At 73.6% G+C, this 15596-nt stretch carries 15 protein-coding genes; 7 read left to right on the plus strand and 8 right to left on the minus strand.

The features are described 5' to 3' along the window. Positions 1–40: 40 nt before the first annotated feature. Positions 41–382 carry a YbaB/EbfC family nucleoid-associated protein gene (locus ACIGAQ_RS21060; RefSeq protein WP_309095136.1) on the minus strand — a complete coding sequence of 114 codons (342 nt, stop codon included), beginning with the start codon at positions 380–382 and terminating at the stop codon, positions 41–43. Positions 383–704: 322 nt separating this feature from the next. Here ACIGAQ_RS21060 and ACIGAQ_RS21065 point away from each other — a divergent pair, with 322 nt between their 5' ends. Further along, positions 705–1460 (plus strand): SLATT domain-containing protein, encoded by a 756-nt coding sequence (locus ACIGAQ_RS21065; protein WP_311678014.1) that lies wholly within the window; start codon positions 705–707, stop codon positions 1458–1460. Between the two features lie 54 nt (positions 1461–1514). On the opposite strand, the gene ACIGAQ_RS21070 is transcribed toward ACIGAQ_RS21065, so the two are convergent. From ACIGAQ_RS21070 to ACIGAQ_RS21085, 4 genes are all read right to left on the minus strand, one after another. Continuing rightward, a complete protein-coding gene (locus tag ACIGAQ_RS21070; RefSeq protein ID WP_399784912.1) occupies positions 1515–2915 on the minus strand; it encodes a M20/M25/M40 family metallo-hydrolase in 1401 nt (466 codons plus the stop codon). A 58-nt stretch (positions 2916–2973) separates the two neighbouring features. Then, positions 2974–5412 (minus strand): protein kinase, encoded by a 2439-nt coding sequence (locus tag ACIGAQ_RS21075; RefSeq protein ID WP_399784915.1) that lies wholly within the window; start codon positions 5410–5412, stop codon positions 2974–2976. A gap of 79 nt (positions 5413–5491) precedes the next feature. Next, a complete protein-coding gene (locus tag ACIGAQ_RS21080) occupies positions 5492–5950 on the minus strand; it encodes a MarR family winged helix-turn-helix transcriptional regulator (protein WP_399784918.1) in 459 nt (152 codons plus the stop codon). Next, the gene (locus tag ACIGAQ_RS21085; protein WP_399784920.1) at positions 5947–6564 is read right to left on the minus strand and encodes a type 1 glutamine amidotransferase family protein; all 618 of its coding nucleotides are present in this window, start codon (positions 6562–6564) and stop codon (positions 5947–5949) included. The genes ACIGAQ_RS21080 and ACIGAQ_RS21085 overlap by 4 nt, the downstream gene beginning before the upstream one ends. A gap of 161 nt (positions 6565–6725) precedes the next feature. Here ACIGAQ_RS21085 and ACIGAQ_RS21090 point away from each other — a divergent pair, with 161 nt between their 5' ends. The 3 genes from ACIGAQ_RS21090 to ACIGAQ_RS21100 all read left to right on the plus strand — a co-directional run bounded on the left by ACIGAQ_RS21090 (position 6726) and on the right by ACIGAQ_RS21100 (position 9690). Continuing rightward, complete coding sequence (locus tag ACIGAQ_RS21090) at positions 6726–8081, plus strand: aspartate aminotransferase family protein (RefSeq protein WP_311678023.1); 1356 nt, start codon at positions 6726–6728, stop codon at positions 8079–8081. Between the two features lie 118 nt (positions 8082–8199). Then, positions 8200–8901, plus strand: coding sequence for a GntR family transcriptional regulator (locus ACIGAQ_RS21095; protein ID WP_362276421.1), 702 nt, complete (start codon positions 8200–8202; stop codon positions 8899–8901). 138 nt (positions 8902–9039) lie between these two features. Continuing rightward, on the plus strand, positions 9040–9690 hold the full coding sequence (locus ACIGAQ_RS21100) for a hypothetical protein (protein WP_311678026.1): 651 nt from the start codon (positions 9040–9042) through the stop codon (positions 9688–9690). 17 nt (positions 9691–9707) lie between these two features. On the opposite strand, the gene ACIGAQ_RS21105 is transcribed toward ACIGAQ_RS21100, so the two are convergent. Next, complete coding sequence (locus tag ACIGAQ_RS21105) at positions 9708–10001, minus strand: DUF3303 family protein (protein ID WP_311678028.1); 294 nt, start codon at positions 9999–10001, stop codon at positions 9708–9710. A 150-nt stretch (positions 10002–10151) separates the two neighbouring features. Next, positions 10152–11435, minus strand: a complete 1284-nt coding sequence (locus ACIGAQ_RS21110) for an adenylosuccinate synthase (protein ID WP_362276418.1) — start codon at positions 11433–11435, stop codon at positions 10152–10154. Between the two features lie 186 nt (positions 11436–11621). Here ACIGAQ_RS21110 and ACIGAQ_RS21115 point away from each other — a divergent pair, with 186 nt between their 5' ends. After that, entirely contained in the window at positions 11622–12488 is an 867-nt protein-coding gene (locus ACIGAQ_RS21115; protein ID WP_399784926.1) for a diacylglycerol kinase family protein, read from the plus strand. A gap of 11 nt (positions 12489–12499) precedes the next feature. Here ACIGAQ_RS21115 and ACIGAQ_RS21120 read toward each other — a convergent pair whose 3' ends face one another. After that, entirely contained in the window at positions 12500–13003 is a 504-nt protein-coding gene (locus tag ACIGAQ_RS21120) for a MarR family transcriptional regulator (RefSeq protein ID WP_311678032.1), read from the minus strand. A gap of 74 nt (positions 13004–13077) precedes the next feature. Between ACIGAQ_RS21120 and ACIGAQ_RS21125 the strand changes: the two genes are divergently transcribed. Together ACIGAQ_RS21125 and ACIGAQ_RS21130 are read left to right on the plus strand one after the other, a co-directional pair. Then, positions 13078–13974: an ABC transporter ATP-binding protein gene (locus ACIGAQ_RS21125; protein WP_311678034.1), complete on the plus strand. Its 897-nt coding sequence runs from the start codon at positions 13078–13080 to the stop codon at positions 13972–13974. After that, positions 13971–15569, plus strand: coding sequence for an ABC transporter permease (locus ACIGAQ_RS21130; RefSeq protein WP_399784930.1), 1599 nt, complete (start codon positions 13971–13973; stop codon positions 15567–15569). Before ACIGAQ_RS21125 ends, ACIGAQ_RS21130 begins: the two co-directional genes overlap by 4 nt. Positions 15570–15596 lie beyond the last annotated feature (27 nt).

Here is a 15596-nt window from a genome sequence, read left to right on the forward strand (position 1 = left end):
TAGTTGTCAGCCGCCTGTCCGAGGAAGGCGGTACGCGGGGTCAGAACGGCAGGCCGGGGATGCCGCCGCCGCCCAGGCCCTGCGCGAGCGGGCCCAGCTTCTGCTGCTGGAGCGCCTGCGCGTTCTCGTTGGCCGCCTGCACGGCCGCCACCACGAGGTCGGCGAGGGTCTCGGTGTCCTCCGGGTCCACCGCCTTCGGGTCGATCTTCAGGGCGCGCAGCTCGCCGGCGCCGGTGACGGTGGCCTTCACCAGGCCGCCGCCCGCCTGCCCGTCGACCTCCGTCTGCGCCAGTTCCTCCTGCGCCCGCGCCAGGTCCTGTTGCATCTTCTGGGCCTGCTGAAGCAACTGCTGCATGTTGGGCTGGCCACCACCGGGGATCACGATCAGCTCCTTGCTCGGTACGGGTTTTCCCGCTCGGCACGAGCCTACGTGGTCGGGCCTGCCGTCGCCCCGGCACTCTTTCGAGTGAGTCCCCCTCGCGCCCCATAACCGATCAAGGAATACTTCCGGGCGGAAAAGCGGCGAAAGCCACGCCTTCGCCACCCATAGGGGGGTAGGAAGGGTCCGGCGCGTTCCGGATGCGGACCTCACGTGTCGTGCGTGTCGGGTGTGTCACGTGGGTCGGTCGTCGTGTCGGTGGGTCGCGCAGCGTGATCGGTGAGCGCACCGTGCGTGGTCGTTCGTGGTCAGTAGGGAGTGCCGGGTGGGTCAGCCGGAGATGCAGCCCGAGGGGCCGCCTCAGGACGGGCGGGGCGAGCAGGCGGCCCGGCCGCGGCCGGGCGATCTGACCGGGCGGCCCCTTCCGCTCGGGGACTGGGGGGAGCCGGCGGCCCGGCTGGACGAGCTGTACCGGTGGGTGGAGCGCGGGGCGCTGCACACGGCGGCCTGGTACCTGGCGGACCGGGTGTGGAAGCGGCGGTGCGCGCGGGGGCTGCGCTGCGGGGCCGCGACGGGGGCGGTGACCGGGGTCGCGCTGCCCCTGCTGGACCTGACCGGGGTGGCGGGCGGGATCGCGCCCTGGGGGTGTCTGGCGCTGCTGCTGGCGGTGGCGTGTGTGGCGGTCGACCGGTGTTTCGGGCTGACGTCCGGATGGATGCGGGACGTGGCGACCGCGCAGGCCGTGCAGCGGCGGTTGCAGGCGCTGCAGTTCGACTGGGCGGCCGAGAGCGTGCGGGAGGTGCTGGGGCCGACGGAGGGCACGGCCGGGGAGGCGGCCGAGCGGTGCCTGGGGGTGCTGCGGAGGTTCTCCGAGGACGTCACCGAGCTGGTGCGCGTGGAGACGGCCGACTGGATGGGGGAGTTCCGCGGCGGGTGCGCGCCGGTGGGCGTGCAGGCGGTGGTGTTCCCGGGCTCGGGCCGGCCGGCGGACGCGGGCGGCGTGAACGGCAGGTTCACCGTGCCGCCGCACGGCGGGGCCCGGCCGAACATGCCCCGGCAGCGGCCGCCGGAGCCCCGGTGAGGGCCCGGGCGGCCGGGCCGACCTGGTGACCCCGGCAGGTGGCGTGCCCCGGCGTCACGCCGGGTCGGGGAACGCGACCGGGCTGCGCAGGCCCGATCCGCCGACCGCCCGCACCCCGAAGAAGACGTTGTCCTTCGACAGGTCCACCTCGTGGGCCGTCACGTCGCCCACCGGGATGACATGGGTCCACTCCGGCGCCGTCGGCTCCCGCCAGACCACCTCGTAGCCCGCGAGGTCGGGTTCCGGACCCCGGGTCCACACCAGTTCCGTCGCGTTCGTGAGGGTGGACGTGAGGATCTTCGCGCCGCGCGGTGTGCCCGGCGCCTGGGCGAGGGTCCACAGCGTCGCCGCGTTGACCCGGGCCACCCGGGCCGTGAAGTCCGGGTCGCAGAACTCCGGCAGGTCGCCGTACTGCTTGCCCGTCCCGTCCACGCGCACGTCCTGGTGCTGGTGGGCGAAGTCCTCGGCGGGCTCGGTGAAGCGGGCCGCCGGGTAGCCGCGTTCGAGGAACGGGATGTGGTCGCCGCCCCTGCGGTAGCGGTCGCGGCGGTGGATCACGCGCACGCGCATGCCGGTCGCGTCGTTGTCGGCCACGTCGCGGACGAACCGGGCCAGTTGACGGGTCGCGGAGTCGTTCTCGCCGCCCACCGAGCGGCGCACCGCGGCCTGTTCGGGGGTCTCCGAGGACGGCACGCCCTCGGCGAAGAGACGGATCGTGTACGGGTCCCGTGTGCCGTCGTCCGCCGTGGAACTGCCGACGATGTCGTTGGTGAACATGCCCTGGACGTCCGTCCCGGCCTCCTTCAGCCGCTGCGCCAGGTGGCCCGAGCCGTACAGGCCCTGCTCCTCCCCCGCCACCGCCGCGAACACGATCGTCGAGGCCGGGCGGCGCCGGGCCAGCACCCGGGCCAGTTCCAGGACGACGGCCACGCCCGAGGCGTCGTCGTCCGCGCCGGGCGCGTCGGACGTGGCGTCCATGACGTCGGTGACGCGGGAGTCGTAGTGGCCGGCGACGACGTAGACCCGGTCGGGCGTGACCGAGCCGCGCAGTGTGGCGACGACGTTGGTGATGCGGGTGGCGGTGGGGATGCGCGGGGCCGGTTCCTGGACGTACGACTGGAGTTCGACGGTCATCCGGCCGCCCGACGCGGCGGCGTACGAGCGGAGCTCGGACAGCAGCCAGTCGCGGGCCGCGCCGATGCCGCGCACCGGGTCGTCCTGCGAGGACAGGGTGTGCCGGGTGCCGAAGGAGACCAGCTTGTGGATGGTCGCCTCGATGCGGCGCGGGTCGATCTCCCGTAACAGGGCGCGCAGTGCGCGGCCCGGGCGCTGGGCCGTCGCCGGAGGGCGGCCGGTGCCGGGGTGCGGTGCGGCCTCGGCCGGGCCGGTCACCGCCGCTCCCGCCGCCGCGGTGGCCGCCGTGGCGGTCAGGACCGTTCTTCTGCTGGGGCGCATGTGTCCTCCCGGGGCTGGGGTGCCGGCCCTCAAGCATGCGCCGCCGTACGGGAGTTCGTCACTGCCTCGTGTACGTCAGCCGTTCCCCGCTGCTGGTGTTGGTGCGCTGGAGCGTGCCGTCCGGGAGGACGGTGATCTCGGTGGCCGCGCCCGGGGTGCAGGCGGTGCGCGGCTGCCCGACGGTCACGGTGGACGGGCCGATCCTCAGCGGGCCGTCGGCACCGGGGGTGGTGGTCAGTTCGCCCTCGAAGACGCAGTGGTAGGTGCCGCCGTCCTTGGTCGGGCCGTCCGCCACGAGGGACAGGACCGTGTCGCCCGGCTCGCCCTGCTGGAGGGTGAGCCGGCGGCTGTGCTGTCCGTCGGCGTTGTCGATGGTGGTGGTCCAGGTGCCGAGGTACGCGGTCGGGACCGCGCCGTCCGTCGGGGAGGGGGAGGGCGCGGGTGACGGGTCCTGGGTGGTCGTCGGGGAGGCGTCGGTGCTCACGGTGGGTGTGGGAGCGGGCGTGGCGTCGCCGTCGGTCCGGCCGCCGCCGCCCTGCATCAGCGCGTACACGGTCCCGCCCGCCGCCAGCGCGACGACCAGGGCGATCACGACGAGCAGCGCGGTGGACCGGCCGTCCCGCCGGGGCGGCTCCTGCCCGGGGCCGTAGGGCGGGGTCGGGCCGTAGGGCGGGGTGGGGCCGAGGCCGCCGTAGCCGGGGTACGGCGCCCCGCCCGAGGGGCCGGGCTGCGGGTGCTGCTGCGGGTAGCCGTAGGCCGGGTACGGGGGCGGGGGCATCGAGGCCTGCGGGGGGACGCCCGGACCTGGGGACGCGACCGGCGGCGGCGCAGGGACGGCCGGGCCCTGGCCCGCGACCATGGTGGGCAGGTGATCGAGGGGTGTCCCCGACCCCGGCGGAGACGGCGGAGGCGGACCGGGAGTGACACCGGAGCCCGACGGCACGGGCCCGGGCCCGTCGGCGACGGGAGCGTGCTCGGGCGTGGAACCAGGCCCGGAACCGGAGCCTCCGGCGGGGACGGGTCCCGGGTTTCCGGCCGGGACCCGTCCCGGCCCTCCGGCGGAGACGGGACCGGAGCCGCCGGCCGAGACAGAGCCAGGGCCTCCGGCGGAGACGGGCCCCGGGCCGGACGGCCCGGCGGGAGCGACAGGCCCGCCGGGATCGCCCTGGCCCACGGGAGAGACAGGCCCGCCGGGACCGCCATGGCCCGCAGGAGCGACAGGTCCGCCGTGACCGGCAGGAGCAGAGCCGTTGGCAGCACCGGTGCCGGCGGGAGCGACAGGTCCGCCATGGCCGGGAGGAACAGAGCCGTTGGCAGCACCGGTGCCGGCGGGAGCGACAGGTCCACCGTGACCGGGAGGAGCAGAGCCGTTGGCAGCACCGGTGCCGGCGGGAGCGACAGGTCCACCGTGGCCGACGGGAGCAGAGGCACCGACAGCGCCGGAGCCGGGTCCGCCCGCGGAGTCCGGGTCAGGGCGGGTGGCCGCATCCGGTGCGGAGCCCTGGGCAGAGACCGGCGGCGGGACGGGTCCGGTCCCGGGCCGGGCTCCCGCACCGGCGCCCGGGGTGAGGTCGCCCTCCGGGTTCTCCGCGTCGAGCAAGCGGACCGCGTGGCGGCCCAGTTGGGCCACCAGGGCGCTCGGGAGCCACGGGTCGAGGGCGCGGCCGTCGGAGACGGTGTCGTCCGCGCCCGTGCGCTGCAGGACGCGGTCGAGGCTCGGCCGGGTGGCCGGGTCCTTGCGCAGGCAGTCGCGGACCAGGTCGGCGATGCCCTCGGGCACGCCCGCCAGGTCCGGTTCCTCCTGGGCGATGCGGAACATCAGGGCGTGCACACCGCTGTTGGCGGTGCCGAACGGCAGCTTGCCGGTGGCGGCGTAGGCGAGGACCGAGCCGAGGCAGAAGACGTCGCACGCCGGGGTGATGCGGTCGCCCCGCACTTGCTCGGGCGCCATGAAGCCCGGCGATCCGACAAGCGCACCGGTACGCGTGAGCCCGCCGTCGGTCACGGTCTCCAGGGCGCGTGCGATGCCGAAGTCGATGACGCGCGGCCCGTCGATGGTGACCAGCACGTTGGACGGCTTGAGGTCGCGGTGGACGATGCCGGCGGCGTGGATGTCCTTGAGCGCGTGCGCGAGCCCGGCCGCGAGGATGCGGACCGTCCGCTCCGGCAGTGCCCCGTGGTCGTGCCCGACGACCTGCTGCAGACTCGGCCCGGCGACGTACCCGGTGGCGACCCACGGCACGGCGGCCTCGGTGTCGGCGTCCAGCACCGGCGCGGTCCAGTACCCGCCGACCCGCCGCGCGGCCCGCACCTCCTGCCGGAACCGCTCGCGGAACTCCTCCTGCGCGGCGAGTTCCTCGCGGACCAGCTTCACGGCGACGGTACGGCCCCGCTCCGAACGGGCCAGGTACACGTGCCCCATGCCGCCCGCCCCGAGCCGCGCCAGCAGCCGATAGGCACCGATGCCCTGCGGATCCCCCGGCCCCAACGTCTCCATCGCTCCGCCGCCTTCCCCCCACACGCGAGCAACGAACCGAGAATAGTGCGGGGCGGGGGCCGGGTGACCTGGGAGACGTCTACGGTTCCGTAACAGGCGGGCCCGTCGCGTCGAGCACCTTCGACAGCCGCTCCAGCAGCCGCACCGCCTCCGCCAGCTCCGCCTCCCCGAACTCCTCCGCCAGCCGGTCGGCGAAGGCCGCGTGCCCCGGGTCGATCCGGGCGATCGCCGCGCGCCCCTCCCCGGTCGGCGCGAGGAGCTTGGCCCGGCGGTGCGCCGGGTTCGGCCGGTACTCCGCGAGACCCCGCTCCACCAGCAGATCGGCGATGCGCTGCACGCTCTGCCGCGTGATCCCCATGGCGCGGGCGATGCCCGAGACGGGCAGCGGCTCCCCGAGGACCGCGCCGAGCACCTGCCACCAGGCGGCGGTGAGCCCGGCCGGCCGGGCCAGCTCCTCCGCGACGGCGAGGAACTGGCCGTTCAGCCGGAACACCCCGAGGGCGCTGCGGCTGAGCAGTTCCTGACGCTCCCGGCTCACAGCGCCCCGGCCTTCTCCAGCACCGCGTAGGCCGACGCGTCGGAGTCGTGGAACAGCCGGTACCAGGCGTCCAGCACCTCGCCCTCGTACACGCCGAGCAGCCGGAGGATCTCCCGGGCGAAGGCGACGGGCTCGGTGGGACCGGCGGTCACCAGACCCGCGTCGGTGACGGAGTCGGTCTCGACGTAGTGCTCGCCGCCCGCGTAGCCGGTCGCGGCCAGGTAGAAGGAGACCGCGCTGGTGTGGGCCCGGTCGTCGAGCAGGCCTTCCCGGGCCAGTCCGGCGGTGGCCCCGCAGATCGCGGCGACCGGGACGCCCGCCGCCAGGAACGCGCGGGCCGTGCGGGCGAAGGGCGCGAGGTCGTCCGAAGTGTCCCAGAGGTCGGCGCCCGGGAGGATCAGCAGGGAGCTGTCCTCGGGCCGGACGTCGTCCAGGGCCAGGTCGGGCCGGACGCGCAGGCCGCCGATGCTGGTGACGGGGGCGGTGGACGGGCCGGCCGTGCGGATCTCGTGGCCGGACCGGGCGAGGTGGGCCGTGGCGTGGCCGGTCTCCCAGTCGGCGAAGGTGTCGTAGACGGCGAGATGGACGGGCTTGCGGCCTGCGGTGGCGTTCATGGTTCCTCCTCGGACCCCGTGCCTTATGACAGCATCCTGACATTGCGACAGCACACTGTCAATTGGTGGGCGCCCGCATGGACAACCTGTCGCGGATTGCGTCCGACGCCAGACAGGCCGCCGATACCACCGCCCGCTCCCTCCCGCCTACGCTCGCCCGCATGACCCCTCAGCCGAACCCCGAAGCCGGCGCCGCCGTGAAGGCCGCCGACCGTGCCCACGTGTTCCACTCCTGGTCCGCCCAGGAGCTCATCGACCCGCTCGCCGTCGCCGGCGCCGAGGGGTCGTACTTCTGGGACTACGACGGCCGGCGCTACCTCGACTTCTCCAGCGGGCTCGTCTACACCAACGTCGGCTACCAGCACCCCAAGGTGGTCGCCGCGATCCAGGAGCAGGCCGGACGGCTGGCCACGTTCGCGCCCGCGTTCGCCGTCGAGGCGCGCTCCGAGGCGGCCCGGCTGATCGCCGAGCGGACCCCGGGCGACCTGGACAAGATCTTCTTCACCAACGGCGGCGCCGACGCCGTCGAGCACGCGCTCCGGATGGCCCGGCTGCACACGGGCCGCCCGAAGGTGCTCTCCGCGTACCGCTCGTACCACGGCGGCACCCAGCAGGCCGTGAACGTCACCGGCGACCCGCGCCGCTGGGCCTCCGACAGCGGCACGGCCGGGGTCGTGCACTTCTGGGCCCCCTACCTCTACCGCTCCCGCTTCTACGCACAGACCGAGGAGCAGGAGTGCGCCCGGGCGCTGGAGCACCTGGAGACGACGATCGCCTTCGAGGGCCCGTCGACCATCGCGGCGATCATCCTGGAGACCGTCCCGGGCACCGCCGGGATCATGGTCCCGCCGCCCGGCTACCTGGCCGGGGTGCGCGAGCTCTGCGACAAGCACGGGATCGTCTTCGTCCTGGACGAGGTCATGGCCGGTTTCGGGCGGACGGGCGAGTGGTTCGCCGCCGACCTGTTCGGCGTCACCCCCGACCTGCTGACCTTCGCCAAGGGCGTGAACAGCGGCTATGTGCCGCTGGGCGGCGTGGCGATCTCCGGCGCGATCGCGGAGACCTTCGGCAAGCGGCCCTACCCGGGCGGTCTGACGTACTCGGGTCACCCGCTGGCCTGCGCCGCCGCCGTGGCGACCATCGGCGTCATGGCGGAGGAGGGCGTGGTCGAGAACGCGGCCCGGCTCGGCGCGTCCGTCGTCGAACCGGAGCTGCGGGCCCTCGCCGAGCGGCACCCGAGCGTCGGCGAGGTGCGCGGCGTGGGCATGTTCTGGGCGCTGGAACTGGTGCGCGACCGGGAGACGCGCGAGCCGCTGGTGCCGTACAACGCGGCCGGGGAGGCGAACGCGCCGATGGCCGCCTTCGCCGCCGCCGCGAAGGGGGGCGGGCTCTGGCCGTTCGTGAACATGAACCGGACGCACGTGGTGCCGCCCCTGACGGTCAGCGAGGCGGAGCTGAAGGAGGGCCTGGCGGTCCTGGACTCGGCTCTGTCCGTGGCCGACGAGTACACGGCGTAAGCAGCTGTAAACCCGTCAGTAACCGACATTCTCGCCTCCCGTTCGAACGCGTAAGGTGGCGTGCTCGTAGACATGTACGCGCACGCCACCCGAACGCGACGAGGGAGACGCCCTGACCATGCCCGGCCGCACCGGCACCGGCGCCGTGATGCGCAGCACCCTGCGCCAGCAGATCGCCGACGCCCTTCGCGACGAGGTGCTCGCCGGGCGGCTCCAGCCGGGCCAGGAGTTCACGGTCAAGGAGATCGCCGAGCAGTACGGCGTCTCCGCGACGCCGGTCCGGGAGGCGCTGGTCGACCTCTCCGCGCAGGGGCTGCTGGAGGCGGACCAGCACCGCGGCTTCCGGGTCCACGAGTACTCGGTCGAGGACTTCCGCGGCATGATCGAGGCCCGCGACCTGGTCATCGAGGGCATGTTCCACGCCCTGCTCACCGGGCAGCGCGCCTCCATACGGACCGACGACCCCCGAGTGGTGGCCACCCTCGCCGGGGTGCGGCGGCGCGGCGAGGAGGCCCAGCGGGCCGCAGCGGCCGGCGACCTGACCGTGCTCATCGGCTACGACCTGCGCTTCTGGCGCGAGCTCGCCGCGGTCTTCGGCAACCCCTACCTGGGCGACTTCCTGCACCGGCTGCGCGTGCGGACCTGGGTCTGCGCGGTGCAGCACCTGCGGCGGCTCACGGACCTGCGCGGCGAGCTGTGGGCGGGCCACACCGAGCTGGTCGACGCCCTGAGTGCCCGCGACACCGACACCGCCCGGGCGATCATCTCCGGCTACAACACCCACTCGCTCGCCCTGATCGAGCGTCTTGCCTCCGGATGACCTGCGTCGCAGCTGTTCGTATGGGTATGGGACATGCACGGCAGGCGCCGCGACCGTGCCGCACCGCTACTCTTCCCTGACCACCGTGCTGACCGACCACCGTGCTACCCGACCACCGCGCTGAGCGAGGAGCCTTCTTTGGCCTGTGATCTGTGGCTGGTACCGCTCGTCGACGTGTTGTGCCACACGCCCGACAACCCCTTCGCCGAGGAACTCGCGCAATACAACAAGGTGCTCGCCGAGGCCGGGCTGCCGCCGGTGCCGGTGTACCAGTACATGCCGGGCCTGACGGGCGACGTCGCCCCGGTCGCGGGCTTCGACTACGACGCGCTGCACTTCCTGCGCCGCGCCTATCTGCTCCAGGTCTGCGGCCTGCCGGTGACGCCGGTGGACGAACTGGGCGGGGACTACGAGCAGTTGCTGGAGATGTTCGAGTCGACGGCCCAGCAGTCGCACCTGGTCTGGCACTACGACCACGCGGGCGCGTACGTGCCCGTCGACTTCCCCAGCCCGCTCGCCGACGACGAGCTCCTCGCGGGCGGCGGCCCGCTGGGCTCCTCGCACGCGCTGCTGCGCGAGCTGGAGGTGGTCGCGCCCGCGATCGGCATCGACCCGGCCAACCCGCCGGCGGCCCCCCAGCCGCCGCTCGCCCCCACGGAGCTGGAGGAGCCCGCCGTTCCGGCCCCGTACGACCCCAGCCCCTTCGCCCGCGAACGGCACGTCTGGCTCGGCCTGCACGCGGCCGTGACCCGCAGCCTGGCCCAGGGCTCGATGATCGTCTTCAGCTGAGCCGGCGAGCCGGCGCGTCAGCGGCCCAGCTGGGACAGGCCCTTCTGCACGTCCTCGACGTTCATCACCGGCGTGTAGGTGATCTCCGCGCCCAGGTGGAGGAAGAAGGGTTCGCTGAGTACCGGCATCTGCGAGCTGTCCTGCATGTCGAAGACCAGGTAGGCGGTGCGCTTGCCCTGGTCGGAGGTGAAGTAGGCCGCTTCCGGCTTGATCTGCTCCAGCGACTCCTGGAGCAGCTTGCCCATGGTGCCGTTGCGGATGGCCTCGTTGGCCTTCTCCGTGTCCATGCGGGCCTTGAGCAGTACGCGCATCGCACTCACCTTCTTCTCGTCGACGCACGTGAGGGGTGTGGATTTCAGCCTATGCCCGTTTCCGGCAACTCTCCTCGCGGACGAGCGCCGGCCGCCCCCGTGGGATCGGGGGCGGCCGGCGGACGCGTGCGCATCGGGGTGGAGCGTGGACTAGATGAAGGAGTTGATCTCGATCGTCTCGTCCCGGCCCGGGCCCACGCCGATCGCGGAGATCGGGGCGCCGGACATCTCCTCCAGCGCCTTGACGTACGCCTGGGCGTTCTTCGGCAGGTCGGCGAAGGTCTTCGCCTTGGAGATGTCCTCGTTCCAGCCCGGGAGCATCTCGTAGACCGGCTTGGCGTGGTGGAAGTCGGTCTGCGAGTAGGGCAGTTCCTCGACGCGCTTGCCGTCGATCTCGTACGCGACGCAGACCGGGATCTGCTCCCAGCCGGTGAGGACGTCGAGCTTGGTGAGGAAGAAGTCGGTCAGGCCGTTCACGCGGGTCGCGTAGCGGGCGATGACCGCGTCGAACCAGCCGCAGCGGCGGTCCCGGCCGGTGGTCACACCGCGCTCGCCGCCGATGCGCCGCAGCGCCTCGCCGTCCTCGTCGAACAGCTCGGTCGGGAAGGGACCGGCGCCGACGCGGGTGGTGTACGCCTTGAGGATGCCGATGACCCGGCTGATCTTCGTCGGGCCCACGCCCGCGCCCGTGCAGGCGCCGCCCGCGGTCGGGTTCGACGAGGTGACGAAGGGGTACGTCCCGTGGTCGATGTCGAGCAGCGTGCCCTGGCCGCCCTCGAACAGGACGACCTTGTCCTCCTCCAGCGCCTGGTTGAGGACCAGGACGGTGTCGGCGACGTACGGGGCGAGCTTGTCCGCGTAGGCCAGCAGCTCCTCGACCACCTGGCCCACGGCGATCGCGCGCCGGTTGTACAGCTTGGTGAGGATCTGGTTCTTGACGTCGAGGGCCGCCTCGACCTTCTGGGTGAGGATGGACTCGTCGTAGAGGTCCTGCACGCGGATGCCGACGCGGTTGATCTTGTCGGCGTAGGTCGGGCCGATGCCGCGCCCGGTGGTGCCGATCTTCCGCTTGCCGAGGAAGCGCTCGGTCACCTTGTCCACCGTCACGTTGTACGGGGTGATGATGTGCGCGTTTCCGCTGATGAGGAGCTTGGACGTGTCGACGCCACGCTCGTTCAGCCCGCTCAGCTCGGAGAGCAGGACCGACGGGTCGACGACGACGCCGTTACCGATGACCGGCGTGCAGCCGGGGGACAGGATTCCGGAAGGGAGCAGGTGCAGGGCGTACTTCTGGTCGCCCACGACCACCGTGTGGCCTGCGTTGTTACCGCCCTGGTAACGCACCACGTAGTCGACGGATCCGCCTAGCAGGTCCGTCGCCTTTCCCTTGCCTTCGTCACCCCACTGAGCACCGAGCAGCACAAGTGCGGGCACGCGCGTACACCCCTTCCGGGCGGGGCATGTCCATGGTCGAGGGCGAACGCGGAGCTTGAGCAGCCGCGTGCACCGCGACCGCCGTTGGCCGCCAACCGTCGGACCGGATGCCCCGGAATAGACGAAGCCCCTGGCGCAATAGCGCAAGGGGCTCTTGCACAAAGATGCTACCCGAGGAAGCGAGGCATGGCCGAGGTGGCGACTTCCGCGACGTCCGAGCAGCTGCTGGTGGTGGTCGACCCGGTCGCCCGTCGGTCCGACGGCGAGTCCGTACGGATCGCGAAAGACGTGCTCGGAGCGGGTGCCGGAATGAAGCTGTGCCTGCCGGACGGCCCGGAGGAGTTCGCGCGGGCGCTGGGCCGCCGGGGCTCGCGGCGCCCGGTGGTGGTGGGCGACGACCGGGCCCTGATCCGTGCCGTGTCGCTGCTGCACCGGCACCGGGAGCTGGCCGGATGCGCGCTGTCGGTGGTGCCCGTCGGGAGCGCCGTCTCCCTCGCCCGGTCGCTGGGGGTGCCGGCGGGGACGGTGGCGGCGGCCCGGGCCGTGCTCGACGGGGTGGAGCGGCGGATGGACCTGCTGGTCGACGACAGCGACGGGGTGGTGCTCGGCGCGTTGCGGATACCGCCGGTGACGGGCGCGCCGGGCGAGCCGGACTCCGAGACCGCCGATCCGGGCCGCCCCTGGCTGCGCACCTGCCAGTCCCTCGTCCGCACCCTGGTGCCGGCCGCCCGCCCGTCCCGGCTCGCCGCCGCGCCCGAGCCCGGGCCGTCGCGACTGCGCGTGGAGGTGGACGGGGAGACCCTGGTCGACCTGAACCAGCCGGTGGAGGCGGTGTCGGTGTCACCGGGCGCCGACGGGACGGCGTCGGTGGAGGTCAGGCCGGTGTCGGTGGGAGCGGAGGCCTCGCCCCTGCTGGCGGAGGGCCGGACGGTGACGGTCTCGGGCGCGCACTTCCGCTACCGCGCGGACGCGGTGGTGTCGGGCCCGGTGCGGACCCGCACGTGGGTGGTGAGAGAAGGGGCGTGGGGGCTGACCTTGCCGACGGGAGCCTAGGGGGCTCGGGTTCAATTCCGGTCCGGGCCGAACCTCTTCTCCCGGTGGGCGCGCCAGCGTTCCATCATCGCCACGACCTCGACCTCGACGAACTCGAAGAACGCCAGCGTCTCGGCCATCCGGCGGCCGGCCGGCGTGTCGGGGCCGAGGCTGGTGACGCCCTCGCGCAGGGCGCTCTCCCAGCGCTTGATGACGGCTTCCCGGTTGGTCAGGGCCTCGTACCACTGGTCGCCGTGCACCCGGTAGCGCTCCCGGCGCGAGCCGGGCTCCCGCTCGCGCGACACCATGTGCGTCTGGGCCAGGTAGCGCACCGCCCCGGACACCGCCGCAGGGCTGATCCGGAGCTGTTCACTCAGCTCGGCCGAGGTCAGCACGCCCTTGTCGGAGGAGAGCAGCGCGGCGAAGACGCGGGCGGGCATGCGCGCCATCCCGGCCTCGACGAGCTGCGCCGCGAAGGACTCGACGAACCTCGACACCGCCTCCTCGTCCCGGCCGCCACCGGCTGATTCCGTCATGCGGCCCACCCTATCCGCGATTCATACGCTTTCTTAACTTCACAAGTTTCTGAAATAAGCGTAACTTCCCCGGCATGACGAAGGCCATCACCGTCTCCGGACTGCACAAGTCCTTCGGACGGACGCACGCGCTCGACGGGCTGGACCTGGAGGTCTCCTCCGGCGAGGTCCACGGCTTCCTCGGTCCCAACGGCGCCGGCAAGTCCACCGCCATCCGCGTCCTGCTCGGCCTGCTGCGCGCCGACTCCGGCACGGCACGGATACTGGGCCGCGACCCGTGGTCGGACGCGGTGGAGGTGCACCGCCGCATCGCCTACGTCCCCGGCGACGTGACCCTGTGGCGCAACCTCTCCGGCGGCGAGGTCATCGACCTCTACGGCCGCCTGCGCGGGGGCCTCGACCCCCGGCGCCGCGCGGAGCTGACCGAGCGCTTCGAGCTCGATCCCACCAAGAAGGGCCGCACCTACTCCAAGGGCAACCGCCAGAAGGTCGCCCTGGTCGCCGCGTTCGCCTCGGACGTCGACCTGCTGATCCTGGACGAGCCGACCTCGGGCCTGGACCCGCTGATGGAGGAGGTCTTCCAGCGGTGCGTCGCCGAGGAGCGGGACCGGGGCCGCACCGTGCTGCTCTCCTCCCACATCCTCAGCGAGGTGGAGGAGCTGTGCGACCGGGTGAGCATCATCCGCAAGGGCCGCACGGTCGAGAGCGGGTCCCTCGCGGACCTGCGCCATCTGACCCGCACCAGCGTCGTCGCCGAACTCGCGGGCCCGCCGAACGGGCTGGCGGACCTGCCCGGCGTGCACGACCTCGACGTGCGGGGGCGCCGCGTCCGGCTCCAGGTCGACACCGACCGGCTGGACGGCGTCCTGCGCTCGCTGACCGCGTCGGGCGTGCGGTCGCTGACGTCGACGCCGCCCACGCTGGAGGAGCTGTTCCTGCGCCACTACCAGGACGAGGCGGCCGCCCGATGACGACCCTCGCGGTCCGCTCCGGCGGCACCCGGCAGCTGGCCGGGACGGGCACCCTGCTGCGGTTCGCGCTGCGCCGCGACCGGCTGACGATCCCCGTGTGGACCGGGGTGAACGCCCTCATGGTCCTGTCCATGCCGGGCACCCTGGAGGGCCTGTACGGCACCCCGGCCGAGCGGGCGGGCCTGATCCGCCAGATGGAGACCAACTCCTCGCTGCGCGCCATGGTCGGCCCGGTCTTCGGCGACTCCCTGGGCGCCCTGACGGCCTGGCGGGCCGGCGTGTACGCCGGTGTCCTCGCCGCCGTGCTGGGCCTGCTCGTCGTCGTGCGGCACACCCGGGACGAGGAGGAGAGCGGCCGTCAGGAGCTGATCGCCTCCGGGACGGTGGGCCGCCGGGCCTCCCTGACGGCCGCGCTGCTGACGGCGGCGGTCGCCAACGGGGCCCTGGCCCTGCTGCTGACGGCCGGCCTGGCCGGTCAGGGAGTGACCGGGGCGTTCGCGCTCGGGACCGGCATCGCGGGTGTCGGCATGGTCTTCGCCACGACGGCGGCGATCGTCGCGCAGCTGACCGAGAGCGCGCGGCTGGCCCGCGGGCTGACGGCGGCGGTGCTGGGCGCCGCGTTCGTGCTGCGCGCGGCGGGCGACTCGGCGACCGACGACGGCTCCTCGGTGCTCACCTGGCTGTCACCGCTGGGCTGGCTGGAGAACCTGCGCCCCTACGCCGGCGAACGCTGGTGGGTGCTGGCGCTGCCGGCCGCGGCCGTGCTGCTCCAGGGGACGGCGGCGTACGTCCTGGCCGGCCGCCGCGACATCGGCATGAGCTTCCTGCCGACCCGGCCCGGTCCGGCGGCCGGCCGCCTGGGCAGCGCGGGCGCACTGGCCTGGCGGCTGCAGCGGGGCGGCGTGCTCGGCTGGGGCATCGGCTTCTTCCTGGCCGGCGTGGTCTACGGCGGCATGACCGAGGGCGCGGCGGACCTGGTCGGCGACAACGACAACGCCCGGCGCGTCATCGAGCGGATGGGCGGCCGGTCCGGCCTGACCGACGCGTTCCTGGCGTCGATGGCCGGCCTGCTCGGGCTGGTCGCGGCCCTGTACATCGTCGCCTCGGTGCTCCGTCTGCACGGCGAGGAGACCTCGGGCCGGGCGGAACCGGTCCTGGCGAACGCGGTGGGCCGCCTGCGCTGGGCCGCCGGCCACCTGGTCATCGCCTTCGGCGGAGCCGCGCTGCTCATGCTCCTGGCCGGCCTCGGCCTCGCCGTCGGCCACGGCAGGCAGACCGGGCCGGTCCTGGCCGCCTGCCTGGTGCAGCTCCCGGCGGTGTGGGTGATCGGCGGGGTGACGGTCCTGCTGCACGGCGTGCTGCCCCGGGCGGCGACGGCGGCCTGGGGCGTCGCCGGGGCGGTACTGCTGCTCGGCTGGGTCGGCCCCGCGCTGGACGTGCCGCAGGCGGTGCTGGACGTCTCGCCGTTCGGTCACCTGCCGAAGCTGCCGGGCGGGACGATGGCCTGGGGACCGGTGGGCGTGCTGACGGCACTGGCGGCGGCCCTGGTGGCCGCGGGACTGGCCGGGCTGCGCAGGAGGGACCTGTCGACGTGACGGGCAGGCCGGCCACGCGGCCCGCTC

This window comes from Streptomyces sp. NPDC085932 (assembly GCF_044540525.1).
Classification (GTDB): Bacteria; Actinomycetota; Actinomycetes; order Streptomycetales; family Streptomycetaceae; genus Streptomyces; species Streptomyces levis.